This window comes from Dactylosporangium sp. NBC_01737 (genome assembly GCF_035963215.1).
GTDB lineage: Bacteria > Actinomycetota > Actinomycetes > Mycobacteriales > Micromonosporaceae > Dactylosporangium.
The window spans coordinates 3,358,061-3,381,991 of record NZ_CP109153.1 but is presented as its reverse complement, the minus strand read 5'-3'; the positions used below and the strand labels follow the sequence as shown (position 1 = coordinate 3,381,991).

General features: G+C 71.9%; 23 protein-coding genes. 13 read left to right on the top strand and 10 right to left on the bottom strand.

Features of this window, described 5'->3' with window-relative positions:
* Positions 1-207, bottom strand: a complete 207-nt coding sequence (locus OHA72_RS15175; RefSeq protein WP_327008465.1) for an RNA-binding S4 domain-containing protein — start codon at positions 205-207, stop codon at positions 1-3.
* Positions 204-587 carry an ankyrin repeat domain-containing protein gene (locus tag OHA72_RS15170; protein ID WP_442788720.1) on the bottom strand — a complete coding sequence of 128 codons (384 nt, stop codon included), beginning with the start codon at positions 585-587 and terminating at the stop codon, positions 204-206. The genes OHA72_RS15175 and OHA72_RS15170 overlap by 4 nt, the downstream gene beginning before the upstream one ends.
* Before the next feature lie 112 nt (positions 588-699).
* On the opposite strand from OHA72_RS15170, the gene OHA72_RS15165 reads away from it, so the two are divergent.
* The 9 genes from OHA72_RS15165 (at position 700) to OHA72_RS15125 (ending at position 8,203) form a co-directional block, all read left to right on the top strand.
* Positions 700-1,263: a hypothetical protein gene (locus tag OHA72_RS15165; RefSeq protein ID WP_327008463.1), complete on the top strand. Its 564-nt coding sequence runs from the start codon at positions 700-702 to the stop codon at positions 1,261-1,263.
* A gap of 113 nt (positions 1,264-1,376) precedes the next feature.
* On the top strand, positions 1,377-1,901 hold the full coding sequence (locus tag OHA72_RS15160) for a hypothetical protein (protein WP_327008462.1): 525 nt from the start codon (positions 1,377-1,379) through the stop codon (positions 1,899-1,901).
* A gap of 231 nt (positions 1,902-2,132) precedes the next feature.
* A complete protein-coding gene (locus OHA72_RS15155) occupies positions 2,133-2,942 on the top strand; it encodes a M20/M25/M40 family metallo-hydrolase (RefSeq protein WP_327008461.1) in 810 nt (269 codons plus the stop codon).
* A 767-nt stretch (positions 2,943-3,709) separates the two neighbouring features.
* Positions 3,710-5,077: a cation:dicarboxylate symporter family transporter gene (locus OHA72_RS15150; RefSeq protein ID WP_327008460.1), complete on the top strand. Its 1,368-nt coding sequence runs from the start codon at positions 3,710-3,712 to the stop codon at positions 5,075-5,077.
* On the top strand, positions 5,049-5,660 hold the full coding sequence (locus OHA72_RS15145) for a response regulator transcription factor (RefSeq protein ID WP_327008459.1): 612 nt from the start codon (positions 5,049-5,051) through the stop codon (positions 5,658-5,660). Before OHA72_RS15150 ends, OHA72_RS15145 begins: the two co-directional genes overlap by 29 nt.
* Positions 5,661-5,683: 23 nt before the next feature.
* Entirely contained in the window at positions 5,684-6,346 is a 663-nt protein-coding gene (locus OHA72_RS15140; RefSeq protein ID WP_327008458.1) for a phosphotransferase, read from the top strand.
* Between the two features lie 55 nt (positions 6,347-6,401).
* A complete protein-coding gene (locus OHA72_RS15135) occupies positions 6,402-6,623 on the top strand; it encodes a hypothetical protein (protein ID WP_327008457.1) in 222 nt (73 codons plus the stop codon).
* 50 nt (positions 6,624-6,673) lie between these two features.
* Positions 6,674-7,546 (top strand): dioxygenase family protein, encoded by an 873-nt coding sequence (locus tag OHA72_RS15130; protein WP_327008456.1) that lies wholly within the window; start codon positions 6,674-6,676, stop codon positions 7,544-7,546.
* Positions 7,547-7,549: 3 nt separating this feature from the next.
* On the top strand, positions 7,550-8,203 hold the full coding sequence (locus tag OHA72_RS15125) for an MOSC domain-containing protein (protein ID WP_327008455.1): 654 nt from the start codon (positions 7,550-7,552) through the stop codon (positions 8,201-8,203).
* Positions 8,204-8,226: 23 nt separating this feature from the next.
* On the opposite strand, the gene OHA72_RS15120 is transcribed toward OHA72_RS15125, so the two are convergent.
* Together OHA72_RS15120 and OHA72_RS15115 are read right to left on the bottom strand one after the other, a co-directional pair.
* A complete protein-coding gene (locus OHA72_RS15120; protein WP_327008454.1) occupies positions 8,227-8,760 on the bottom strand; it encodes a hypothetical protein in 534 nt (177 codons plus the stop codon).
* Between the two features lie 13 nt (positions 8,761-8,773).
* Positions 8,774-9,736 (bottom strand): glycoside hydrolase family protein, encoded by a 963-nt coding sequence (locus OHA72_RS15115; RefSeq protein ID WP_327008453.1) that lies wholly within the window; start codon positions 9,734-9,736, stop codon positions 8,774-8,776.
* A 101-nt stretch (positions 9,737-9,837) separates the two neighbouring features.
* Here OHA72_RS15115 and OHA72_RS15110 point away from each other — a divergent pair, with 101 nt between their 5' ends.
* Positions 9,838-12,066 carry a putative bifunctional diguanylate cyclase/phosphodiesterase gene (locus tag OHA72_RS15110; RefSeq protein WP_327008452.1) on the top strand — a complete coding sequence of 743 codons (2,229 nt, stop codon included), beginning with the start codon at positions 9,838-9,840 and terminating at the stop codon, positions 12,064-12,066.
* Here OHA72_RS15110 and OHA72_RS15105 read toward each other — a convergent pair.
* The 4 genes from OHA72_RS15105 to OHA72_RS15090 all read right to left on the bottom strand — a co-directional run bounded on the left by OHA72_RS15105 (position 12,063) and on the right by OHA72_RS15090 (position 14,739).
* Complete coding sequence (locus OHA72_RS15105; RefSeq protein WP_327008451.1) at positions 12,063-12,659, bottom strand: thymidine kinase; 597 nt, start codon at positions 12,657-12,659, stop codon at positions 12,063-12,065. The two genes, OHA72_RS15110 and OHA72_RS15105, sit on opposite strands and share 4 nt — an antisense overlap.
* A gap of 70 nt (positions 12,660-12,729) precedes the next feature.
* On the bottom strand, positions 12,730-13,512 hold the full coding sequence (locus OHA72_RS15100; protein WP_327008450.1) for a hypothetical protein: 783 nt from the start codon (positions 13,510-13,512) through the stop codon (positions 12,730-12,732).
* A gap of 72 nt (positions 13,513-13,584) precedes the next feature.
* Positions 13,585-14,343 carry a hypothetical protein gene (locus OHA72_RS15095; protein ID WP_327008449.1) on the bottom strand — a complete coding sequence of 253 codons (759 nt, stop codon included), beginning with the start codon at positions 14,341-14,343 and terminating at the stop codon, positions 13,585-13,587.
* 48 nt (positions 14,344-14,391) lie between these two features.
* Positions 14,392-14,739 (bottom strand): hypothetical protein, encoded by a 348-nt coding sequence (locus OHA72_RS15090; RefSeq protein WP_327008448.1) that lies wholly within the window; start codon positions 14,737-14,739, stop codon positions 14,392-14,394.
* 138 nt (positions 14,740-14,877) lie between these two features.
* Here OHA72_RS15090 and OHA72_RS15085 point away from each other — a divergent pair, with 138 nt between their 5' ends.
* Positions 14,878-15,165, top strand: a complete 288-nt coding sequence (locus OHA72_RS15085) for a hypothetical protein (protein WP_327008447.1) — start codon at positions 14,878-14,880, stop codon at positions 15,163-15,165.
* A 110-nt stretch (positions 15,166-15,275) separates the two neighbouring features.
* Positions 15,276-16,526: an ATP-binding protein gene (locus OHA72_RS15080; protein ID WP_327008446.1), complete on the top strand. Its 1,251-nt coding sequence runs from the start codon at positions 15,276-15,278 to the stop codon at positions 16,524-16,526.
* Between the two features lie 48 nt (positions 16,527-16,574).
* On the opposite strand, the gene OHA72_RS15075 is transcribed toward OHA72_RS15080, so the two are convergent.
* Positions 16,575-19,925 (bottom strand): AfsR/SARP family transcriptional regulator, encoded by a 3,351-nt coding sequence (locus tag OHA72_RS15075; RefSeq protein WP_327008445.1) that lies wholly within the window; start codon positions 19,923-19,925, stop codon positions 16,575-16,577.
* 127 nt (positions 19,926-20,052) lie between these two features.
* Between OHA72_RS15075 and OHA72_RS15070 the strand changes: the two genes are divergently transcribed.
* Positions 20,053-20,715, top strand: coding sequence for a DUF998 domain-containing protein (locus OHA72_RS15070; RefSeq protein ID WP_327008444.1), 663 nt, complete (start codon positions 20,053-20,055; stop codon positions 20,713-20,715).
* A 947-nt stretch (positions 20,716-21,662) separates the two neighbouring features.
* Here the strand turns inward: OHA72_RS15070 and OHA72_RS15065 are convergent.
* Positions 21,663-23,930 (bottom strand): tetratricopeptide repeat protein, encoded by a 2,268-nt coding sequence (locus OHA72_RS15065; RefSeq protein WP_327008443.1) that lies wholly within the window; start codon positions 23,928-23,930, stop codon positions 21,663-21,665.
* Position 23,931: the final 1 nt, after the last annotated feature.

Here is a 23,931-nt window from a genome sequence, read left to right as displayed (position 1 = left end):
TCAGGCCACGCGCAGTGACTGGCCGAGGGTCTCCACGACGTCGCCACGGAAGAGCTGCCGGCCGCGCCTGGTGTCGACCTCGCCGTTGACGGTGACCTCGCCGTAGGCGATCAGGTCCTTGCCCTCGCCGCCGGTCTCCAGGACGTTGGCCAGCTTCAGGAACTGGCCGAGCCGGATCATGTCGTCACGGATCTGCACGTCTCTCATCGGGCACGCTCCAGCAGCGTCAGCATCTCGGGCAGGTCGAAGAAGCGGGCCATCTCCAGGGCCGACGGGCCGCCGGCGGCCGGGTCCGCGCCGGCGTCCAGCAGCGCCCGCACGGAGTCCTCGGACCGGCGGAAGACGGCCGCGCCGAGGGCCGTCTGACCGCGGTCGTTGGCGCGGTCGGCGTCGGCGCCGCGGGCCAGCAGCGCGGCGACCGCCGGCGGGTGGTCGTGATACGCGGCCAGCATCAGCAGCGTGTCGCCCTTGTCGTTGGTCAGGTTCACCGGCAGGCCGGCGTCGACGTTCGCGGCGAGCTCGTCGGCGGCGCCGGAGCGGGCCAGGTCGAACATGCGGTGCGCGAAGTCGAGCACGTCGGCGTCCATCGGTTCACTCACGTCCGAAGCCTAGCTGTCGGCCAGCCGACCGCAGGCCGCCGAACCGGGGTGAGCCGGCCGCCGTGTCACCGGGCAACGCTGCGAATAAGGAGACACGAACATGCGCAAGATCGTCCTGACCCTTGCGGTGGCCGCCGCGGCCGCCCTCTCGCTGAGCGCGTGCGACTCGATCGACCTGACCAAGCAGGGCCAGGCCACCGAGGCGCCCGCCGCCGCGGCCGGCACCGAGGCGCCCGCCGCCGCCGCGACCAGCGCCGTGCCGTCGGCCGCCGCGAACGTCGCCGGCGTGAAGGTCCGCGACGACGTCACGCTGGGCAAGGTGGTGACCGACTGGAAGGGCTGGACCCTGTACCGCTTCGAGAAGGACACCCCGAAGCCGCCGAAGTCCAACTGCGAGGGCGACTGCCTGGCGAAGTGGCCCTACGTCCCGTACGTGGAGAACATGAAGATCGAGGGCGTCGACCAGAAGCTGATCGGCAAGGTCACCCGCAGCGACGGCTCGCTGCAGCTGACCATCAACAGCTGGCCCGCGTACCGGTTCGCCGGTGACACGAAGGTCGGCGAGACCAAGGGACAGGGCGTGGGCGGCACGTGGTTCGCCTTCACGCCCGAGGGGAAGAAGGCCCAGGCCGTCACCGGGGACAGCGGCAACGGCGGGTACTGAACCTCTCGAACGGCGGCGCCGGCTCCTACCCCCTTGGGAGCCGGCGCCGTCGTGTTGTGCAGATCTCGTGACGAGGGCATTGGCAGTCGCAGCACCGGGCCTACGCTGCGGGCATGACGACCCGGCGGAAGATCCGCATCTGGCTGGTGCTGTTCCTGGTCGGACTGGTCGCCAGCGGGGTCACCGCGTTCCCCCTGGAGCACGAGGTGCACTGGCTGCGGTCGGTGCTCGACCGGACCGGCACCGCGCCCGACGCGCTCGTCGCCTGGATCCAGCGGGTCGATCAGGGCATCACCGAGACCAACGACCGCTATCCGTTCATCATGTACGGCACCGACTGGCTGGCCTTCGCGCACCTGGTGATCGCGGTCGCGTTCTGGGGGCCGCTGCGGGACCCGGTGCGCAACATCTGGGTGATCGAGTTCGGGATGATCGCGTGCGTCGGCGTGGTGCCCCTGGCCCTGTTCGCCGGGCCCGTCCGCGGCATCCCGGGCTGGTGGACCGTGCTGGACATCTCCTTCGGCGTGTTCGGCATCGTGCCGCTGCTGATCGTCCGCCGGCTGGTCAAACGGCTGGAGCGCGAAGACAACCAGCTTGCTCCCGAAAAACCGTTGCAGAGCCTCAACGCCCGTGGCTAGGTTGGTCGTACACGGGAAAGGAGGTGGTCCAACGTTGTGTAGCAATGGGACTCGTGAGGTGACTGTCCGCTAGCCGCCGTCCTCTGGACTCGCATTTCGTGCGACCGCCCGGATGGCGGCACGGCGAATACGAGACAGTTTCCCAGCCCCCGAGGCTCTCCGGTGTCAGTCCAGCCGGCCTGCGCGCAGTCAGCGCGGGAACCTCGGGGGCTGTTCCATATCCTGATGCGCATGATCTCCGCCGACCGTCTGCGCCGCCACGTCGCCGCGCTCGTCGCTCACGGGCCGCGCTGCGGCGACCTGCCCGGCGTGCCCGCCGCCCTGCGGTACATCACCGATGAGCTCAGCGGGCTCGGGCTCGTGGTGCGGGTCGAGCGGTACGGCAGCGAGCTGCACGACGTGAACCTGGTCGCCGAGATCGAGGGCGGCACGTCCGACGACGCCGTCGAGCTGGTCGCGCACTGGGACACCGTCGACGGCACGCCCGGCGCCGACGACAACGCCAGCGGGGTCGCCGGCGTCTTGGAGGCGGCCCGCGCGCTGCGCGACCTGGACCTGCCGGCGCGCACGATCCGCTTCTGCCTGTTCGGCGGCGAGGAGGACGGGTTCCGGGGCAGCACCGCCCATGTGCGGCAGATCACCCCCGACACCGAGTCGATCGTGTTCGAGATGATCGGGCGGACGTCCGCGACGCAGTCGGCGCCGTCGTTCCTGCTCGACCCGCCGACCGTCGGCGACTTCATCGCACTGATCGCCAACCCCGCCTCCGCCGGGCTCGCCGACGTGTTCGCGTCCGCGGCGGCGCCGCACCTGCCGACGTTCCCCCTCGTCATGCCGACCGAGGCGATGGAGGTCGTGCTGCGCAGCGACCACGTGCCCTACTGGGCGACCGGGCGCCGCTCGCTGCTGGTCACCGACACCGCGGAGTACCGCAACCCGGACTATCACGCGGCCACCGACACCCTCGACCGGCTCGACCTGGACTTCGCGGCCAAGGTGACGGCGGCCACGGTCAGGACCGTGACCCGCCTGGCCGGCTGAGGCGGGTCCCCCTGCTGTCCGATCACGCCAGGAGATCGGAGTCGCCCCACGGCCACCCGGCCGGACGACCGCCCCGCGACTTCGATCACGGCAACGCGGCGCGCAACCAAGGGCCGCCGAACCAGGACGCCGGACGGCGTCTCCGCATCACGGGAAGTCGTGACCATCGATAACTAGACCAGGGAGTACCACGCTCCGGGCGGCGATCTCGCTCCACCCGCTTGATCCAAGGATGCCAGTGGTCGCTGGGATGACCACTGCTGTCCTTCGATCATGTCAGCAAGATCGTCCGTCCGTCCCGAGCCCGCAACCACCGGCAGGAACGCTCCGGCGCGACCCCACTGTCCGCCCGCCGCGATCAATGCCGCGCAATGGTCGCCCGGATGGCCACGGGACGACTTCGATCACGGACGCACAGCGCGCAGCCCCAGGCCGCGTTCCCGGACCGCAACCCCGGACCGCAACCCCGGACCGCAACCCCGGACCGCCGGCCCCGGACCGCCGGCCCCAGACCGCGGCCCAGACCGCGGCCCAGACCGCGGCCCCAGACGCCGAGCGCCCAGACCGCGGTGCCGGGCGGCGCGGGGACAAACGATCATGTGGACGTGATCCAAGGACGGGACCGGTCGTGTGGCTGACCAGCCCGCGACTTCGATCACGGCAGTGCGGGTCCGCAGGCCGGGCCGAGCCCGTCGCGATGCCGGTACGCGGTGAAGTTGCCGTGAAACAGTGATTCAGATCACTGCCTTCTGGGCAATGACCCAGGCATGGAGCGCGACAAGACTCGATTCCTGTATCTCGCGGTGATCGTCGCCGTCGCGGCCGGCATCGCCGTGGGGCTGCTCTGGCCGGAGGTCGGCAAGGAGCTCAAGCCGCTCGGCGACGGCTTCGTCAACCTGATCAAGATGATGATCAGCCCGATCATCTTCTGCACGATCGTGTTGGGCATCGGCTCGATCCGCCAGGCGGCGAAGGTCGGCAGGGTCGGCGGGCTGGCGCTGGGCTACTTCCTGGCGATGTCGACGGTCGCGCTCGCGATCGGCCTGCTGGTCGGCAACCTGATCCACCCGGGCGCCGGCCTCGACCTCACCGACGCCGCCCGGGAGGCCGGGGACAAGGCCGCGGGCACGGCACCGAAGGGCACCGTCGAGTTCCTGCTCAGCGTCATCCCCACCACCCTGTTCTCGTCACTGACCAGCGGCTCGGTGCTGCAGACGCTCCTCGTCGCGCTGCTGGTCGGGTTCGCGGTGCAGACCATGCCCTACGGCGACCGCGTCCTGCGGGGCGTCTCGCTGCTGCAGCGCCTGGTGTTCCGGGTCCTCGCGATGATCATGTGGGTGGCGCCGATCGGCGCGTTCGGCGCGATCGCGGCGGTGGTCGGCGCGACCGGCTGGAAGGCCCTCGCCGGGCTGGCGCAGATCATGCTCGGGTTCTACGCGACCTGCCTGATCTTCGTCCTGCTGATCCTGGGCCCGCTGCTGCGGCTCGTCACGGGGTTGAACCTGCTGAAGCTGCTGCGGTACCTCGGCCGGGAGTTCCTGCTGATCCTCTCGACGTCCTCGTCGGAGTCGGCGCTGCCCCGGCTGATCGCGAAGATGGAGCACGCCGGCGTGTCCCGGGCCGTCGTCGGGATCACGGTGCCGACCGGGTACTCGTTCAACCTGGACGGCACGGCGATCTACCTGACGATGGCGTCGCTGTTCATCGCCGACGCGCTGAACCAGCCGCTGTCGGTCGCCGAGCAGGTGTCGCTGCTGGTGTTCATGATCGTGGCGTCGAAGGGCGCGGCCGGCGTGACCGGCGCGGGACTGGCGACCCTGGCCGGTGGCCTGCAGGCGCACAAGCCGGCGCTCGCCGACGGCGTCGGGCTGATCGTGGGTATCGACCGGTTCATGTCCGAGGCGCGGGCGCTGACCAACTTCGCCGGCAACGCGGTCGCGACGCTGCTGGTCGGGGCGTGGTCGAGCGAGCTGGACCGGGACCGCGCGGCGCTGGTGCTCGACGGCGGCGACCCGTTCGACGAACGCAGCATGCTGCCTGACCGCGACGACGCCGACGACGCGGACGAGGCCGAGGTCCCGAAGCCTCGTGTGGCAGCATCCCACCGTGAGTCCGATACGGCTGCTGATCGCTGACGACCAGGCGCTCGTCCGCGGCGCCCTCGCCGCGCTGCTCGACCTCGAGCCGGACCTCACGGTCGTGGCCGAGGTCGGGCGCGGCGACGAGGTCGTCGCGGCGGCCCGCGAGCACCGCCCCGACGTGGCCCTGCTCGACGTGGAGATGCCCGGGATCGACGGCATCGCCGCGGCCGCCGCACTGCGCAGGGCGCTGCCCGGCTGCAAGGTGCTGATGGTGACCACGTTCGGCCGGCCCGGCTACCTGCGCCGGGCGATGGCGGCCGGCGCGTCCGGGTTCGTGGTCAAGGACACCCCGGCCCGGCAGCTCGCCGACGCCGTGCGGCGCATCGCCGCCGGGCTGCGGGTGGTCGACCCGGCCCTGGCCGCCGAGACCCTCGCCAGCGGCGACAGCCCGCTGACCCCGCGGGAGGCCGACGCGCTGCGGGCGGCACGGGAGGGCGGCACGGCCGCCGACGTCGCCGGGCAGCTCGGCCTGTCGGAAGGCACGGTGCGCAACCACCTGTCCTCGGCGATCGGCAAGACCGGCGCCCGGACCCGCGCGGAAGCGGTGCGGCTCGCCGACGAGAACGGTTGGTTGTAAGGAGCAACCAGTAGGGTGTATGCATGACGGCACTTCTGGCGAGCGGTCGCGACGCGGACGTCTACGCCATCGACGAGCGGCGGGTGCTGCGGCGCTACCGGCTCGGCGGCGACGTGACCGCCGAGGCCGCCGTCATGCGGTATGTCGCCGATCACGGCTATCCGGTCCCCCGGGTCTACGAGGCGACCGGCGCCGACCTGATCCTGGAGCGGCTCGAAGGGCCGACCATGCTGCAGGCCCTCGCCGACGGCTCGCTCGACCTGCGCGACGGCGGGACCGTCCTGGCGGATCTCCTGGAGCGGCTGCACAAGGTCCGCGTGCGCGCGGCGAAGGACCCCGGCACCAGGATCCTGCACCTGGACCTCCACCCGGAGAACGTGGTGATGACCGAGGGCGGCCCGGTCGTCATCGACTGGCGTAACAGCACCGAGGGCCCGCCGGAGCTGGACGTGGCGATGAGCGCCCTGATCGTCGCCCAGGTCGCGATCGAGCCCGGGCACGCGTTCGCGGAGCGGGCCGAGGTGTTCCTCGACGTCCTGCTGTCCTGCACCCGGGACAACCCGTTGTCGCAGCTGGAGGCCGCGGTGCGCCGGCGGGCCGCCGACCCGGCGCTGACCGCGGCCGAGCAGTCACACCTGCACGAGGCCGCGATGCTGGTCACGACCATCTCCCGCGCGCACCACTGAGACTCACTCCTCTCAGGCGACGTCTGCGCTCCGCACGGGCGGCACGCTTTCTGCCATGGAGGAACTCTTCGTCCGGCAGGTCGACATCGGCGTGGCCGAGATGGACGTCGCGGTCGGCGACCAGTTGAGCACCACCCGGGTCGTGGTGGAGCACGCCACCGCCACCGACGGCCGCGGCGGCCCGGACCGGCAGTTGCTGCTCGTGTACGGCGCCGAGGAGACCCCCGCGGTCGCCGAGGCCCTGCTCCGCGCCGCGGAGACGGCCACCACACCCTAGGCCTTTTCCCGCATATTGTTGAGCGCTCAACTAATTGCTACAGTCAATCCATGACGACGCTGCCCGAGCTGGCCCGACACCTCGCCACCGCGATCCCGGCCAGCCGGGACCAGCGCACCTGGACGCCCGACGACGGCGCGCTGCCCAGCATCTACCTCAGCCACGGAGCCCCGCCGCTGCTGGAGGACGGCCCGTGGATGCGGGAGCTGTTCGACTGGGCCGCCGGCATGCCCAAGCCGAAGGCCGTCCTCATCGTCAGCGCGCACTGGGAGTCCGCGCCGCTGAGCGTCTCCGGCACCGCGGCCGGCACGCCGCTGGTCTACGACTTCGGCGGCTTCGCGCCGCACTTCTACCAGTTGCAGTACGCCACCCCCGACGCGTCCGCCCTCGCCCAGCGGGTCGCCGCCGCGATGCCCGACTCCGAGCCCGTGCACGAGCACCGCAACCGCGGCCTCGACCACGGTGCCTGGGTCCCGCTGATGGTGATGTACCCCCTCGGCGACGTCCCCGTGCTGCAGCTGAGCCTGCCGACGCACGACCCGGACCGGCTGCTGGAGCTCGGCCGGCGGCTGCGCCCGCTGCGCGAGGAGGGCGTGCTCATCATCGGCTCCGGCTTCATGACGCACGGCCTGCCGTTCCTGCGCCGCGAGCACTGGCTCGGCGCCGGCGGCCCGCCGTCCTGGTCCACCGACTTCGACACCTGGGCGGCCGAGGCACTGGCCAAGGGCGACGTGGACACCCTGGCGCGGTTTGCGAGCCTCGCGCCCGGCATGCCGTTCGCCCACCCGACGGTCGAGCACTACACCCCGCTGTTCGTCACGCTCGGCGCCGCCGACCGCCCGGACGCCCCCACCACCTCAGTGATCGACGGCTACTTCATGGGGCTGTCGAAACGGTCCATCCAGGCGGACGCTAGCGTCTAGCGCGTGGCCTACTTGATCTCCGTCAACGCCGGCACCCCGATCCCGACCGACCATTCGAGCACCCCCACCACGGGCATCGACAAGCGTCCGGTGGACGGCCCGGTCCGGGTCACCGTGCCCGGGCCGCAGGGCACCGCCGCAACCGGGATCGCGGGGGACGTGATCTGCGACGTCCGCGTGCACGGCGGCCCGGACAAGGCGGTCTACGCGTACGCGCGGGAGGACCTCGACCGGTGGTCCGCCGAGCTCGGCCGCATGCTGACCGGCGGGGTCTTCGGGGAGAACCTGACCACGTCCGGCCTGGACGTCACCGGCGCCCGGATCGGCGAGCGCTGGCGGATCGGCGGCGGCGTGCTCCTCGAAGTGGCCTCGCCGCGGATCCCGTGCCGGACGTTCGAGGCGTGGCTGCACGAGTCGGGCTGGATCCGGCGCTTCACCGAACGCGCCGAGCCCGGCGCCTACCTGCGCGTCCTGCAGCCGGGCGAGATCCGGGCCGGGGACCCGATCGAGGTCGTGCACTCCCCCGCGCACGACGTGACGATCGGCGTGGCGTTCCGGGCGCTGACGGCGGAGCCGGCGCTGCTGCCCCTGCTCCTGGCCGCGGACGAGCTGCCGGAGCGCACCAAGGAGAAGGTCCGCGCCCGGCTCAAGCAGTAGGCCGGCTCAAGCAGTAGGCCAGCTCACGCAGTGGGCAGGACCAGCGCGTACGCCCGCGGGAACCCGAGCCGGGGGATCCGGTGCTGCTGGATCTCCTCGATCGTGGCCTCGCGGACCTGACCGGATCCCGGCTCGAAGCAGCGCAGGACGGTCTCCTGCGGGTGTGCGGTGATGAGCACCCAGTGCCGGGGGACGCCCTTGCCGACGAGCATGGCGACCGGCCAGCCGGAGTCGACCGCGGCGGTCACGTCGGCGAGGCGGTCCCGGCGGCCGCGGAAGAGCCGCCAGCCGTACCGGGTGCCGAGCTCCGCGGTGTGCGCCGTGATCGTCGCGGCGACGCCCCACGGGGTGGTGCCGAGCTTCTTCGGCCAGATCCTGTTGGCGGCGGTGTGGATGCGGTGCTGCTCGGCACCGTAGTCGGCGACGGCGTCGGCGTACATGGGGTCCAGCAGCGCCGACGCCACCATGGCGACGGTGGGTCCACAGGTGAACCCGTCGGTCTGCCGGACCCCGGTCCGTAACTCAGCGGTGGTGAAGTCGACACCCCAGGCAAGCATGCCCAGCTTTGTATCAGACCGCCCGCGCCACGGCTATCTTCGTGCCGGAGCGCTGGCCCGCCTCGTAGAACATGTACTGCACGCCGCCGTCGGTGCCGAACGACGGCGCCGCGGAGCGGTTGTTGTCCGGTGCCCCGCTCAGCGCGGCGTGGAACACGCCGAGGTGGACCTCCTTGTCGAAGTTGTTGCCGACCTCGGTGAGGAACATGTCCCCGGAGCTGCCGTGGTACACGACGTAGGTGGTGTTGTTGCGGTACAGCAGGTGCGGCCCGCTCAGGTCGCTCTGCCCGTCGGCGGCGGGCGAGACGAGCGGGTTGGGGTCGAACTGCCAGGACTTGCCGTCGTTGGACCAGCCCCAGAAGATGCGCCGGCCGCTCTTGAGACCCATGAAGACCATCACGTACTTGTTGCCCAGCGCGGCGATGCGGTGCTCGAACACGCGCGCGTAGGTGGCCTCGCTAGTACCGGGGACCATGGCGGTGGTCAGCACGGTGCCGTAGTAGGTGAAGTTGATGCCGTCGCTGGAGATCGCCAGGCGGGTGGTGGTGTTCTCGCCGTGGTAGTACATGAAGAACTGCCTGGTCGAGGCGTTCCACAGCACGTGCGGCGACGAGACGTGGCTGACCGAGTAGTGCGGCGACCAGGTGCGGCTGATGATCGGGTTCGCCGGGTACTCGGTGAACGGACCGGCGAGGGAGTTGCCGTAGGCGAGGCAGATCCCGCCGGGCGCGTCGTGCGGGGCGTAGTAGAGGTAGTAGCGGGCGCGGGCGCCGCTGATCTTGTCGTACATCCCGCGGATGCAGGGGAAGATCAGCTCCCCGGTCGGGTTGTAGGCCAGGTTCGCGGGCAGCGGCTGGCCGAGGTACTGGTACGTGGGGAATCCGGCGGGGGCGGCGGACGCGATGCTGGGGATGGCGAGCGCTCCGGCGAATCCGGCGGCACCGGCCAGCACCTGGCGGCGGGTTACAGGTGGCATGTGACCGAGTCTCGGAAAGCGCAACGCGGAACACAAGAGGGTAATACGTATTATCTAGCAGAGCCCTCAACCCCGGCTGAAGGTCTGCCGATAACCAACGCGTGGAGACTTGGGTCGCCAGGCGGCTGTGGCTCGTCTGGTTGCTGATCGGTGGCCTTGCCGCGGTCACCTATCCGCTGCTGCCCGAAAACACCTACGTCGCCAACTTCGGCTTCGAGGTCGTGGGCCTCACCTCGGTCACGATGGTGCTGATCGGGGTGCGCCGCAACCGGCCGCCCCGGCGCGCGATGTGGTACTGGTTCGCGGGCGGCCTCGCCACCTGGGCCCTCGGCGACGTCACCTGGGCCATCTACCAGCACGTGCTGCACCGCAACCCGTTCCCGTCCCTCGCCGACGCGTTCTACCTCGGCGCCTACCCGCCCCTGGCCGCCGGGCTGTGGCTGCTGCTGCACCGGCACGGCCGCGACGTCGCCGGGCTGATCGACGCGTGCATCGCGGCCGCCGGCGCCGGCCTGCTGTTCTGGGTGTTCGTGATGCGACCGGTCGCCGAGGCCGCCGACGTGTCCCTCCCGCAGCGGCTGATCTCGCTGGCCTACCCGTCCGCCGACGTGCTGCTGCTGGTGCTGCTGGCCCGGATGCTCGCCGGCCGGGCCGCGAAGACGACCAGCTTCTGGCTGCTCGCGGTCGCCATGATGCTGATGTTCGCCACCGACGTGTCGTACTCGCTGGTGTCGACGTACGACATCCTCGCCGGCGGGTTCCTGGTGATCGGCTGGCTCCTGTCGTACGTGTGCCTCGGCGCCGCCGCCATGCACCCGTCGATGCGGGGCATGGACGAGCCGACCGACGCCCTGGAGACCGCGCTGTCCAGACGCCGGCTGGCGGTGCTGGCGATCAGCTCGCTCATCGCGCCCGCGCTGCTGCTGCTGCAGGGCGCGGTCGGCGGCGGCGGCATCGACTGGCTCGCCATCGGCGCCGTCGCGGTCGTGGTGTTCCTGCTGGTCCTGGTCCGCATCGCCGGGCTCGTCGGCAAGGTGCAGGACCAGGCCGACCAGCTCAGCGACCTGGTCATGCGCGACGACCTGACCGGCCTGCCCAACCGGCGGTTCCTGGAGGAGCTGATCCGCGACGAGCTCGACTCCGGCACCGTGCCGCAGGTCGCGTTCATCGACCTCGACGACTTCAAACGGATCAACGACGGGCTCGGCCACGCCATCGGCGACCAGCTGCTCACCGCCGTCGGCAAGCGGCTCGGCGGGGTCCTGCGCCCCGGCGACGTCGTGGCCCGCCTCGGTGGCGACGAGTTCGCCGTCCTCATGCCCGACACCGGCGGCGTCGCCGCCGACGCGATGGTCAGCGAGCTCGCCACCGCGCTGCAGGAGCCGGTCTTCGCCGGCGACCAGCACCTGCTCGTCCAGGCGAGCATCGGTGTGGCCGACGCCACCGGCACCTGCGACCCGTTCGAGCTGCTGCGCCGCGCCGACGTCGCGATGTACGCGGCGAAGGAGGACAAGACCCGCCAGCAGCGCTTCAGACCCGAGCTCGACCAGCGCGCGTCCGCGCACGCCCAGCTCGGCGCCCAGCTGCGCGAGGCCCTCGACCAGGGCCAGTTCCAGCTGGTGTACCAGCCGATCGTGGCCCTGCCGCACGGCCAGATCGTGGGCGTGGAGGCCCTCATCCGCTGGCACCATCCGACGCTGGGGTTCATGAGCCCCGCCGACTTCATCCCCGTCGCCGAGCAGAACGGCCAGATCGTCGAGCTCGGCGCCTGGATCCTGCTCGAGGCGTGCTCCCAGGGCGCGACGTGGCTGGCCACCCTCGGCGACGCCGCACCCGGCAAGGTCTCCGTGAACGTCTCGGCCCGGCAGCTCGCCGAGCCCGACTTCCCGGAGGTGGTCGCCGCGGTCCTGGCGGCGACGGGGTTCCCGGCGAGCCGCCTGGCCATCGAGGTCACGGAGACCGCCGTCTTCGGCGGCGGGCGGGCCATCGAGGCCCTCGACGCCGTGCACGAGCTCGGCGTGCGCATCGCCCTGGACGACTTCGGCACCGGGCACTCGTCGCTGGGCCTGCTGCAGACCTGCCCCGTCGACATCCTCAAGGTCGACAAGTCCTTCGTCGACGACATCACCATGGCCGGCCGGCACTCGGTGATCGCGACCGCGCTCATCAACGTCAGCGACGGGCTCAACCTGGACGCGATCGCCGAGGGCGTCGAGACCGCGGAGCAGGCCCAGGAGCTCTACCGGCTCGGCTACCGCTTCGCGCAGGGCTACCACTTCGGCCGCCCCGTCGCCCAGCCGTCCTTCGCCCTGGCCTCCGCCGCGGCTTAGACCACGGCCTCCTGCTGGTGCGGCAGGGTCCGCGCGACCGTCGACGGCAGCACCACACAGGTGCGGCAGCGGGCCTCATAGGTGTACGTGCCGTCGTCGGGCAGCGCGGTGGACGGCGCCAGCTCGCGCAGCATCGGCTCGCCGTGCTCGAGCACCTGCGTGTAGACGGCGCTGAACCCGCGGCACACGTCGCACACCGCCCGCCGGTAGGTCACCTGCGCCGGCCCCAGCTCCAGCAGCGCCCTGACCGGCGCGAACAGCTCACCGCGGTGATCCAGGTCGATGCCGGCGGCCACGACCCTGGTGCCGCGCTCCAGCAGCGTGCGCACGACCGCCATGTCGGCCATCGCGAACATGTGCACCTCGTCGATGCCGACCACGTCCACGTCGTCGTCCAGCGCCGCGGCCAGGGAGCTCGCCTTCACCGTCGCGAGCTCCGCGCCGCTGCGCGAGACGACCCCCGTGTCGCGCACGTGGCGGGCACTCTGGAACACCCGGTGCCGCACGTCGGTGTACTGCAACGGCGACAGCAGGCTCACCAGCTCAAGGGACTTGCCACTCTTCATCGGCCCGAGGATGACGGTCAGATCCACGGCGGCCACGTTACCGCGTCGACCGGCGTCGCTGCGGGCGAGCGCGGCGGCGACGGCCGGCGGGAAGGTGCTACGCGCCGGTGAGGGCGAGGTCGTTGCCGGTGCGGATGCCGGGGCCGGCCAGCGTGGTCAGGTTGCCGTTGGCGTCGGCGTGCACGACGCGGGTGCTGGCGTGGTAACGGATGTTGAGGTTCTCCGCGAAGTGGCGGCCGTTGAGCAGGCCACCGGCGGCCATCACGGTGCCGACGTCCAGCGCCCAGTACCGGTGGCCCTGGTGGCCGTCGCGGTAGTGCACGGCGATCTCGCCGGACAGGTAGGCGTCGTAGACCACGCGGACGCCGAGGTTCATGCTCAGCCCGACCAGCTCGTCGCCGTTGTCGCCCGGCGGCAGGTCGACGCTCGCGGACTCCACGCCGGAGCCGGCGCCCCAGTCGTGGGTGTAGTCCAGCGCGGCACCGCCGGCCGGGAACGTGATCGAGTACCGGACCGGCGCGGTGGGGCTGACCCCCGCCGCCGGGGACCACAGGTGTGTGGCGGTGCACGTGAGGCGCGCGCCGGCGCCGGTCAGCGGGAGGCTGACCGGCATGGAGCCGACGCCGGTGACGGAGGCGCTCTGCACGACCAGGGTCGTGGTGACCGGGGACCAGTCGTGGGAGCGGTGCAGGAACCCGTCGAGCTGCGCCAGGTCCGGCGGCTCGCCCAGGCACGCCGTGACGGCCTCGGTGAGGGCCTCGCCGGACAGCCCGAACAGCTCGGTCTCCTCATCGGTGACCGGATGGTGGTCGGCGCCGGTCGCGTTGACGCTCGACGAGGCGTAGCAGAGCCCCGCGATGATCGACAGCTCAATGCCCATGACCGGCCCCCTGGGTTGTAACGCCACCGTTACGAAGCGTCCCACCCGTTTCGCCGGGGCCGGTCTGGAACGCTAAAACCGCACCGAAGAGGGGGTCAGCGAGGTCAGCCGAGGCGTGGAGCGAACCTGCAGCGTGGCGCTGAAGGCCTCGTCGTCGAGGCTGCGCTTCGAGGACGCGGCCAGGTCCGCCGCGGCGGCGGTCTCCCGTTCGAGGGTGGACGCCTGCTGGTACGCGCGGAACAGCCGGTCCCGGATGATCCGGCGCAACCGCAGCTGCTGGGCGAACGGGTGCTCCGACGGGTCCCAGCCGTTGCGGTGCATGAGGGCGTCGGCGAGGTGCGCCGCGGAGATCTCGCCCCGCTGGTGCGCGGCGTTGACCATCCGCACCATGTGCTGGCGGCGCGTGGCCGGGTCGTCCTCGGTCAGCGGGAACGCGCTGGCCCGCTCCAGCCGCCGGACCGCCTGCTCGGCCTCCTCGAAGGCCCGCCACGCCGCCTCCTGCGTGCGCTGCGCGGCCTCCCACTCCTCGCGGCGGCGGGCCGCCATCACGGAGGTGCGGGACGCGGCGACGGCCACCTCGTCGCTGTACCGCTGCAGCTCCGCCATCTCGGCGGTGCGCTGCTCGATCGCGGCCCGGCGCTCCCGGGCCGCCTCCGGATCGCGGACGGCCTTGCGCAGCCTGGCCCACCACGACGGCCCGGCCGCGGCGCCCTGGCGCCTGGACAGGAAGGTGAGGATGGCGAACGTGATGACCACTGCGGCGAGCAGCGCGGCCCAGATCGCGAGGGCCTCGCGCATCCCGTGAGCAAGATCCTGCAGAGCGGCGTCCATACATGCACCTCGAGGGGGGAATCGAGCGGCGAGAGGGGGAAATGCGTCTCAGGCCGAGGTGCTGGGCGGAGCGCGCCCGGCGACCACCCCCGCGGTGACACCGTCAAGAACAACAACCACAACAGCGGCCACGGTACGAGCGGCATGCCCGACGGCCTGCGGAAATACCGGGTCGGACTGCATCGATGCCGGGACGCCCGCAGACGAGCGCCGAACGCCCGACGGCGCGCCGGCCAGTGCCGCAACGGACGCCGCGGCCACCGGCGGCACCGGACGGTCCACAGTGGACTGCGGCAGTGCCGGGCTGAACCCGGCACCGAGAATCAGTGCGCAGAGCGTCAGCGCCAGCCGTCGCACGCCACGCCGCAGACGGCTGGCTGGCGCAACGACGTACATGACTCAAACATGCCCCTTCCGGGTGAAGGTCGCAACACGGGGGCGGCACAGCGTGACCCGTCACACCACCCGCCGGAAGTTGCCCCTCCCGCACCGGACCCGTCAAGCTTGCGATCGATGGCTCCGACTGGAGGCGCGGTGGACGACGACGCTGCACGGCCGGCACTGCGGGGCTCCTGGCCGTTGCTGGTGTTCGTGGCGCTGATCAGCGTGCTCGCGGTGGGCAGCATCCTGACCTACGTGGTGATGTACACCCTCCACCTGCGGCAGGGCCCGGCACCGGCGGTGGTCCGGACGCCGGCGGCCACGCCCGCGCCGCCGGGCCAGCCGTGCGTGGACGACCAGCTGCGCCCATGCGCCACGACCGGCGACGGCCAGGCTCAGGTCACCGCGACTCCGTCGACGCCGCCCCGGTCAGTCGCCTGATCCGCAACGAGACGGCCACCGCCGCACTCGCTGCAAATCGAAACCCGCCCGCTGCGCAAACCGAAAGCAAACCTCCGCGCAGATCGAAAGCCAGATGCTAGCCTCGGCGGATGCCGGCCTCGTCGTTCACGCCGCGACGCGCCACCGCGGCCGTTACCGATGCCCTTGACGACACCAGAGTGGTGCTTGTCAACGGTGCCCGGCAGGCCGGCAAGAGCACCCTGGTCCGGGCGGTGGCCGGAGCCCGGGCCGCGGAGTGGCGGGACCTCGACCTTCCGCAGGATCGGCAGTCCGCGCTCGCAGACCCGGTCGGGTTCGTCGCGTTCGACGGCCTCACCGTCATCGACGAGATCCAGCGCGCCCCGGACCTGCTGCTCGCCATCAAAGCCACCGTCGACGCCGATCCAAGTCCAGGCAGATTCCTGCTGACCGGCTCGTCCCGCCTGCTCGCGCTGCGCGACCTGCCGGACACCCTGCCCGGCCGGATGGAAACCATCGAGCTCTGGCCGTTCTCACAGGGCGAGATCGACAGCGCACCGGACGGCTTCATCGACGCTGCTTTCCGGCTCGGCGCGGCACTGCGCCACGAGTCAGGGCTGACCCGGGCCGAATACGCCGACCGGATCGTCCGCGGCGGCCTGCCAGAGGCGGTGTCGCGCACCGATCCCCGCCGGCGAGGCCGCTTCTTCGATTCGTACGTGCAGAACCTCATCGACCGGGAGGTGCGCCAGCTCGTCCAGATCGAGCAGGCACCTCAGCTCAGCACCCTCATCCGGCTGCTCGCCGCGCGCTCGGGCACCCTCGTGCCTCCGGGCAGCCTCGAGTCGGAGCTGCAACTGTCCCGGCCGACCATCGCCCGCTACATGGGCCTGCTGGAGGAGGTGTTCCTCATCAAGCGGATCCCGGGCTGGTCGCGCAACCTCGGCACCAGGGCGACGCAGTCGAGCAAGCTCGTCTTCGTCGACTCCGGGATCGCCGCCCGCCTCCTCGCCCTCGACGCCCACGCACTGCGCCGCCCCGGCATGCCCTTCGGCCCGCTGCTGGAGGGTTTCGTCCTGTCCGAACTGGCCCGGCAGCTCACCTGGTCCGACACGCTCGCCGACCTCTACCACTACCGCGACCAGAGCAGAGCCGAGGTCGACGCCGTCCTCGAGAACCGCCGCGGCCAGGTCGTCGGCATCGAGGTGAAGGCCGCGTCCACGGTCAAGACCGACGACTTCACCGGCCTGCGCCGCCTCGCCGACAAACTCGGCGACGACTTCATCGTCGGCATCGTCCTGTACACCGGCACCGCGACCCTGCCCTTCGGCCCGAAGCTCCGCGCGGTCCCCGTCAGCGCCCTGTGGCAACTCGCCCCCTGACGCCCTGGCAGGGACGCACCGACCCGGCCGATCCAGGCTGTCCGCTGGTCACGCAGCCGGGTCGGCCGCGGCCACGGCCGCGGACGGGTCCAGTTCCCAGCCTCTCGCGTACGCCGCCGCGAACTCCTCAGGGCCCAGCGCGGCCCGGCCCCGGCGGGTGAGCTTTCGGACCTGCGGATCGGTGTGGTCGTGCGCGCCCCGCAGCCGGGCGGCGGTCCCGAGCAGCATGGCCGACTCGTGCTGCCGTCCGCGGGTCGCGGCGAGCGCGGCCGCCGTCACCGTCACCGGTGCCAGGACGGGCAGCTCCCGGGTTGCCAGCGCGGCCGCATAGGCCTCCCGGAGTGCCTTGTCCGCGCCGGGCAGGTCGCCCTGCGCCAGGCAGAGCGCGGTCCGTGCGTTTCCGAGCAGCGTCCGGGCCGGGTCCGCGGGAAACGCGGTGTCGCTGAGCATCCGCCGTTCGGCGCCGTCGAGCAGGGCGGCCGCCCTGTCCAGGTCGCCGAGGCGCACCCGTACGCCGGCCTCCCACGCGTCGACCAGGACCAGCATCTCCGCCGAGGACGCCCGCAGCGCCCGCTCCCGGGCTTCGTCGATCGTCGCCATCGCCCTGCCGGCGTCGCCGCGCCGCAGGTGCAGGTCGATCCAGCGCAGGTCGCTGTAGAGCTGGTCGCCGAGGCCCAGCGCGCCGAACCCGCCGGCCAGCGCGCGGGCCTCGTCCAGGTCGGCCAGCGCGCCGTCGAGGTCGTCGTAGCGCCGTAGCCTGGCCCGCATCGGCAGGACGGCGGCCAGCCCCCAGTGGTCGCCGGCCTGCCGGAAGCGGACCAGGGCCGCCTCCACGTGGGCGCGCATCCGCGCCGACGCGCCTGCGTTCTCGGCGATCTCGGCGAGGAACATGTGGGCCAGCCCGGACAGCCACGCATCGTCACCGTCGGCCAGGCGCTGGAAGACGGCAGACGCGGCCTCCTGGCCCAGCAGGAAGAGCAGCACCGGGCCGAACACGCGGTAGTGGCCCGGCAGTCGATCATGATCAAGTATCCGAACGGCCAGCTCGCGCATCTCCGCCTGGTCGTCCACGGCCTGACCGGCGGTGATCCCCGACAGGGTGTCGGCCCGGTTGAGCAGGTAGACCGCTCGGGCGCAGTCGCGTTCGGGCGCCGGCCCGCCGCCGGGCACCGCCAGGGCCCGATCCAGCCAGGAGGCGCCGTCGCCCTGGCGGCCGGACATCTGCCAGTACCAGGTCAGGCTCAGCGCGAGGGTGATCGCCCCGGAGGCGTCATGGACAGCGCACAGATGGCGCAGGGCGGCGAGCGTGTTGTCGTACTCGGCGCCGATGGCGTTCATGGCGTCCAGCTGGCCGGGCCCGCGCAGCCGGGGATCCTGGCGGGCCATCAGCCCGGTGAAGTGGGCGGCGGCCAGGTCGCGGGCCGTGCCGAGGTCGCCGGTGTCGGCGAGGCGGCCGGCACCGTACTCGCGGATGGTTTCGAGCGTGCGGTAGCGGCCGGCACCGGGCGCGAGCTGCAGCAGTGACCGGTCGACGAGAGCGGCGAGCAGCTCCGGGATGTCGGCAACGGGCACGGTGGTGCCGGCGCAGACGGCGGCTGCCGAGGCAGAGGTGACGCCGCCGGGCAGGATCGAGATCCGTTCCGCGACGGTGCGCTCGCGCTCGTCGAGCAGCTCCCAGCTCCAGGCGATGACCGCGCGCAGGGTGCGGTGCCGGGGCGGTGCGGTGCGGCTGCCGGTGGTGAGCATCCGGAAGCGGTCGGAGAGCCCACCGGCCAGGTCGGGCAACGCCATTGTCCGCAACCGGGCGGCGGCCAGTTCAAGGGCCAACGGCATCCCGTCCAGGCTGCGGACGACGTAAATGACCTGCGGCAACGTCGAATGATCGACATCAAATCCCGGCCGTACGGCGGCGGCCCGCTCGACGAACAAGCGCACCGCCGCCGCCCGCCGGGCTTCGCCGACGCCGTCGCCGGGCTCGGGCAGCGTAAGCGGTCCGAGGGGCACGAGCGCCTCACCGTCGACCGCGAGCGGTTCGCGGCTGGTGGCGAGCACCCGCAACCCCGGGCAGCGGGACAGCAGCGCGGTCACCAGCTGGGCCACGGCGTCGATCAGGTGTTCACAGTTGTCGACCACCAGCAGGCTCTCCCGGCCGCCGAGCTCGGCGGCGATGGCATCCAGCCCGTCACTCTCGGCCCGCTTGCGGGCGTCGAGCATCGCGCCGCCCCGCAGCCCGATCCCTGCGAGCACGGCCGCGGCGACCTTCGCCGATTCGGTCACGGACGCGAGGTCGACGAGCCATGCGCCGTCGCGGTACGCATCGCGGTGGCGGCGGGCGGCCTCCAGCGCGAGCCTGGTCTTGCCGGCACCGCCGGGGCCGAGGACGGTGACCAGGCGTCCGGTGGCGAGCAGCGTGCCGATGCGGGCGAGATCGTCGTCGCGGCCGATGAAGCTGGTCAACGGCGCCGGCAGGCCGGCATTGCGCCCGTGCCCGGCCGGGGCCCTGGAAGCCACCGCGCTGCCCGTTCTGGAAGCCACCGGGTTGCCGGCTCTGGAAGCCAACGCGCCGCCGGGTCTGGAAGCCACCGGGTTGCCGGCCCTGGAAGCCATCCCGCCGCCGGTCTGGGCGCCCGGCGCCGGGGCGGGGTGCAGCAGGCGCAGGTGGCGCTCCCGCAGGGCGGAACCCGGATCGGCGCCGAGGACGTCGGCCAGTGACCCACGGATCCGCTCGTAGACGGCCAGCGCCTCGGCCTGGCGCCCCGCGGCGGCGAGCGCATCCATCAACAGTGCGGCCGCCCGCTCGTGGACCGCCTGCCCGGCCAGCAACCTGGTCAGCCGCGCGGCGGCGACCTCGACCAGCCCCAGCGACAACTCGGCCTCGGCGAGGTCCACGACCGCCTCGATCGACACCTGCGCCAGCTGTGTCGCGACCGCCGGCGCGACCGCGGCGACGACCGCCGGCTCTGCGCCGGGGCTCTCGCCCCACAACGCGACGGCCTCGGCGAGCGCAGCACCCGCGGCCGCCGGGTCACCCGCCCGCAGCCTTTCCCGGCCGGCTGTGGCGAGCTGCTCGAAGCGAAGCGCATCCACGTCGGCCGCATCCACCGCGAGCCGGTAGCCGCCGACCACCTGCACGAGCACGCCAGGACCCGCGCCGGCCGGCGTGAGGGCGCGGCGCAGCCGTGTGACGAGGGTCTGCAGGGCGGGAGCCGGACCGGACGGCGGCTCCTCGCCCCAGATCGCGTCGACCAGCACGCCGGGCTGCACCGCGCGGCCGCCGGCGAGTGCCAGCCGGACCAGCAGGCCCCGCAAGCGCACGCCCGGGACGGGCAGGACGGCACCGCCGCGAGACGCCTCGAACGCGCCGAGCAGCGTGACGCGAAGCCGTGCACTCCCGTCCATCGCCCAATCTTTGCGCGCACCCGCACGACGTCAACTCACCGCGGCCGCACCACCGTGTTTGTCCGGTGTTTGTCCCGTGTCAGAGACCCACCGCAGTCTTCGCACGACTCGAACCCAGGAGGACACCATGAACGACCTCAGCCCCGACGTATCCGCGGTCCCACAGAGCCTTGGAGCGAAAGCGGCGCTCATCGCCGGCGGCGGCATCTACTTCGTCGCCGAGTTCATCGCCGCGGCGGCGTGGACCGACCCGCCCTACAGCTACACGTACCACTTCATCAGCAACCTCGGCGTGCGCGGCCCCTCAACCGCGTTCGGGCAGTTCATGTACTCGCCCCTGGCGTGGGTGATGAACACCGGCTTCATCCTGTTCGGCCTCGCCGTGCTGACCGGCGTCCTCATGCTGCGGGGCCTGCCGGCCCGGCGTCGCTGGACGCTGATCGCAACGGCCACGCTGCTGGCGACCGGCAGCACACTGGTGGCACTGTTCCCCGGATCCAGCGAGGCGTCCGCCCTGCACGGCCTGGGCGCCCTGGCGGCATTCGGCGGAGGCAACGTCCTCGCGATCCTTCTCGGCCGCGCGCACCGGCTCCTCGGGTTCTCCCGCCGGCTGGGCCGGACCCTGATGGCGCTCGGCATTCTCGGCTTCGTCTCGCTGGTGGTCTACCTGACCGTCGCAACAGGAACCGGCGTCCTGATCGGCTTCTTCGAACGCGGCGTCATCTACCCGTTCCTGATCGGTTTCATCATCCTGGGAGCCACGCTGAAAGCCCCTCAGCGATCTGCTTGATGCACGAACAGACCGCCACGACAGCCCGACGCTATGGTCGACGCCCTCGCCGCCGCAATGGCTGGCAGTCATCCCAACACCACCGAGGACCGCACAGCCCAGGACCGGCTTCCCGGCTCGTAGTCGACCCCAGGCTCACCACGTACCAACGCCGCAACGAGACAAGAGCACGAAACGCAACGAGTCGGCCCGGCCACGGTCTTGAGGGGGCGTGGGTGGAGCGAAGCTCCCCCACCGGGGAACGCGGGCGAAGCCCGTGCGCGGGGGATGACGGAATCACCAACGCGAACGGCGGACCCGCCGTGAGCAGGGTCCGCCGATTGATGGAGTGGACCCGATGTGGCAGAACCCGAACCGCATTCACCCTGTTCAGGGTCCAGTCGTCCCCCTGACGGCCGTACGCCGACGCCTACCCTGATCAGCTCACTGATGGCCATCAGCCGCAGCGCCGCCGGACGGATCCGATCCGCGAACAGTTCTGGCGCTGCGGCCCCGGCCGCCCGACCACCACCGGTGGATCATGACAGCCAAGGCGGTCACCGACTGCCGGCAATCCTCCGCCGAAGAGATGCCGTCCTCGGCTTTCGCACCACCACGACCGGTACGCGGCGCTTCGCTCCCGACCTAACCAGAACAACGACCACACGGCCGCACAGGAACGCGACCCGTTCCGCCAGAGCAGCCCACGCCGACTCGCCACCGGGGCTTCGCATCGACGCAGAGCCCGACCCCCGACACCGGCGACTACGTAGCGTTGTTGAACTGGACGCTAGAGGCCTTGATCAATTTACTCATTTGCCGATGTCAGTGCATCCGGTCGTGGCAGTGATGTGCTGCTGTTTCTCGCCATGCGACTGTGAGCGTCCAGCCGGGTAGCGTCCAGTTTGGCGGCGTTCCCGGGGGCGCCACGGCGACGATGGTGGTCTGCCAGGCGACGTGGTCAGGGCTCATGGCAACCGCAGCAGTGTCAAGGTGGCCGCAGTCGCGGCGTGATCCGGTCCGAGGTACCTGGTCTGGTCGTCCGCCAGCTGTCGGAGCACCCGCTCCGCCTCGCGCCGGCGGCCCTGGCCGAGCATTGCCCGGCCCAGCCAGTAGCGGGGGCGCGTGTCGAGCGTTTCGGGATGACCGGCGCCGAGCACCCGCAGCCGGTCCGCGATGAGCGGTCGCAGGACCCGCTCGGCGTCACCGAAGCGGTCACATAACACGAACAGCTCGGCGAGCGAATGCCGTGCGTCCAGCGTCTCGGCGTGGTCGGCGCCGAGCATGCGCTCCCGGGCGGCGATGACCTCGGCGTACCGTTGCTGGGCCTCCTCCGGCCGCCCGCACCGCCCGACCGCCCACGCGAGGCAGCACCGGGTGTGCAGGGTGTCAGGATGCTCGTCGCCGAGCGCGGCGACCCGCGCACGCAGCACCGACCCCAGCTGCACTTCCGCGGCCTCCCAGTCGCCGAGCCGCCCGGTGGCCCAGGCGAGCTTGTGCCGGGTGTCGAGCGTGTCAAGATGCCGGGCACCGAGGTTTCGGGTCTGCGCCTCGCACACCTGCGCGAGCTCGGCGTGGGCCTCCGCCCACCGGCCGAGCCGCCCGACCGCCCACGCCCGCTCGTGCCGCAGTGCCAGGAGTGCCTCGTGCGTCGCGCCGAGGTGGCCTGCGTGCTGCAGTGCCTGCACCGCGAGGGCTTCGGCGGCCGCCTCGTGGCCGCGCCAGGTATCGGCGGCGACCACCCGGGCGACCGTCGTGATTAGCGTCGCCAGGTCTTCTGCAGCGAGCGTGCCGGTAAACTGCATCAGCTCCTCGACGTGCGGCGCGAACAGCCCGAACCAGCGCCAGTCGGCGTTGTCGTCGAACCGTCGGGCCGCGACGGCCACGGCAAGGAGCGCGACCGCGACGCCGACGGCCACGGTCCGGTCGGGCGAGTCGATCCGGTTGGTCTCGGCCACGACCGGGTGCAGCATGAACAGTCGGCTGCCGTCGGGCGCGACGGCCTCCATGGGGGTGATCAGGCTTTGGTCGGCGAGCCCTTCGAGGTTCTGCTGCACGACTCGGCGTACGTGCAGTGTGTCCCGTTCGGCCGTGCCGTCGCCGCCGAGCAGCGTCCGGACCGGGGCCGCGTGCAGCAGCGTCTCCGGCACCGGCACGGCTGGAGCGTAGTGCGACAGCACCTGCAGCAGCGTCCGGCTGTGTGGCAGCCCGTGGCCGTCGAGCGCGCTCACCGACATCTCCCAGGTCAGCATCACGTTGCTGCGATGCTCGACGGGCTCGCCAGCCGGCCGGGGTGCAGCGAGGACTCGATCGACACCGAGCTCATGCAGCGCCGCGCGGTAGCCGTCGAACGTATGCCAGATCGGAAACGGCGAGTTGAGGTTGGCCCCGGCGAGCTGCAGCGCGAGTGGCAGGCAACCAAGGTCACGGGCGAGCCGCTCGGCAGCGAACCTGCTACCGGCGTCGCGCGCCAGGTCGAGAAGCACCTGCGCCGCGTCGGCCGCGGTTAGGGGCCTGAGCTCGACCACATCGGCGTCGCTGCCCCAGAGCCGCCCCCGGCTGGTCCGGCTCGTGGCCAGCACGAGTCCACGGTCGCCGCAGCGGGCCACCCCCGACCCGATCAGCCCGGCGACCAGGCGCGGGTCGTCGAGGTTGTCGAACACGAGCAGCCATCGCTGCGGCGCCTGCCGCAACAGCTCCCAAAGCCGCTCCACCGCCCGCGGCGCGCCATTGCGGATCGCCGTCACCTGCACCTCGCCCATACCGTGTGCCTCGGCCAGACTGACGAGGCCGTCGATCAGGCTCGCCTGGTCCTGCGCGGCGATCCACCAGGCCGGCCGGCCCTCGTGCTCCTCGAACCACCGGCACATCCATACGGCCAGGAACGACTTGCCCACCCCGCCGAGCCCGGTCAACACATGCACCGCGCCGTCCGGCCGGCGCGCCGCACGCTGCAACCGCCGCAGCTCCCGGTCCCGGCCGCGGATCAGGGCGGTGCCGATGCCCGCCGGCGCCGCGAGCGGAGCACCCGTGAACGTGGCGCTCCCGCCGCCACTGCCGGTCGCGGGCCGGCGCAGCACGGCCGCCAAGAGCCCGGCCACGGCCACGCAGCCGCCGACAATGCTCGCCCACTTGTCGGCTCGGTCGAGCCCTTCACGGACTAGGAACCCTGTCACGAGGACGACGATCCCCGCGGCACCAGCGATCAGGCCGATCCGCCACCGTGGCAAACGCATG

Bases quoted from the DNA above. Each gene is read 5' to 3' on its own strand.
- OHA72_RS15170 (WP_442788720.1), bottom strand. From the start codon at position 587: ATGGACGCCGACGTGCTCGACTTCGCGCACCGCATGTTCGACCTGGCC.
- OHA72_RS15090 (WP_327008448.1), bottom strand. From the start codon at position 14,739: ATGTACGTCGTTGCGCCAGCCAGCCGTCTGCGGCGTGGCGTGCGACGG.
- OHA72_RS15155 (WP_327008461.1), top strand. From the start codon at position 2,133: ATGATCTCCGCCGACCGTCTGCGCCGCCACGTCGCCGCGCTCGTCGCT.
- OHA72_RS15140 (WP_327008458.1), top strand. From the start codon at position 5,684: ATGACGGCACTTCTGGCGAGCGGTCGCGACGCGGACGTCTACGCCATC.
- OHA72_RS15160 (WP_327008462.1), top strand. From the start codon at position 1,377: ATGACGACCCGGCGGAAGATCCGCATCTGGCTGGTGCTGTTCCTGGTC.
- OHA72_RS15100 (WP_327008450.1), bottom strand. From the start codon at position 13,512: ATGGGCATTGAGCTGTCGATCATCGCGGGGCTCTGCTACGCCTCGTCG.
- OHA72_RS15080 (WP_327008446.1), top strand. From the start codon at position 15,276: ATGCCGGCCTCGTCGTTCACGCCGCGACGCGCCACCGCGGCCGTTACC.
- OHA72_RS15150 (WP_327008460.1), top strand. From the start codon at position 3,710: ATGGAGCGCGACAAGACTCGATTCCTGTATCTCGCGGTGATCGTCGCC.
- OHA72_RS15165 (WP_327008463.1), top strand. From the start codon at position 700: ATGCGCAAGATCGTCCTGACCCTTGCGGTGGCCGCCGCGGCCGCCCTC.
- OHA72_RS15135 (WP_327008457.1), top strand. From the start codon at position 6,402: ATGGAGGAACTCTTCGTCCGGCAGGTCGACATCGGCGTGGCCGAGATG.
- OHA72_RS15115 (WP_327008453.1), bottom strand. From the start codon at position 9,736: ATGCCACCTGTAACCCGCCGCCAGGTGCTGGCCGGTGCCGCCGGATTC.
- OHA72_RS15075 (WP_327008445.1), bottom strand. From the start codon at position 19,925: ATGGACGGGAGTGCACGGCTTCGCGTCACGCTGCTCGGCGCGTTCGAG.
- OHA72_RS15070 (WP_327008444.1), top strand. From the start codon at position 20,053: ATGAACGACCTCAGCCCCGACGTATCCGCGGTCCCACAGAGCCTTGGA.
- OHA72_RS15175 (WP_327008465.1), bottom strand. From the start codon at position 207: ATGAGAGACGTGCAGATCCGTGACGACATGATCCGGCTCGGCCAGTTC.
- OHA72_RS15130 (WP_327008456.1), top strand. From the start codon at position 6,674: ATGACGACGCTGCCCGAGCTGGCCCGACACCTCGCCACCGCGATCCCG.
- OHA72_RS15095 (WP_327008449.1), bottom strand. From the start codon at position 14,343: ATGGACGCCGCTCTGCAGGATCTTGCTCACGGGATGCGCGAGGCCCTC.
- OHA72_RS15120 (WP_327008454.1), bottom strand. From the start codon at position 8,760: ATGCTTGCCTGGGGTGTCGACTTCACCACCGCTGAGTTACGGACCGGG.
- OHA72_RS15065 (WP_327008443.1), bottom strand. From the start codon at position 23,930: ATGCGTTTGCCACGGTGGCGGATCGGCCTGATCGCTGGTGCCGCGGGG.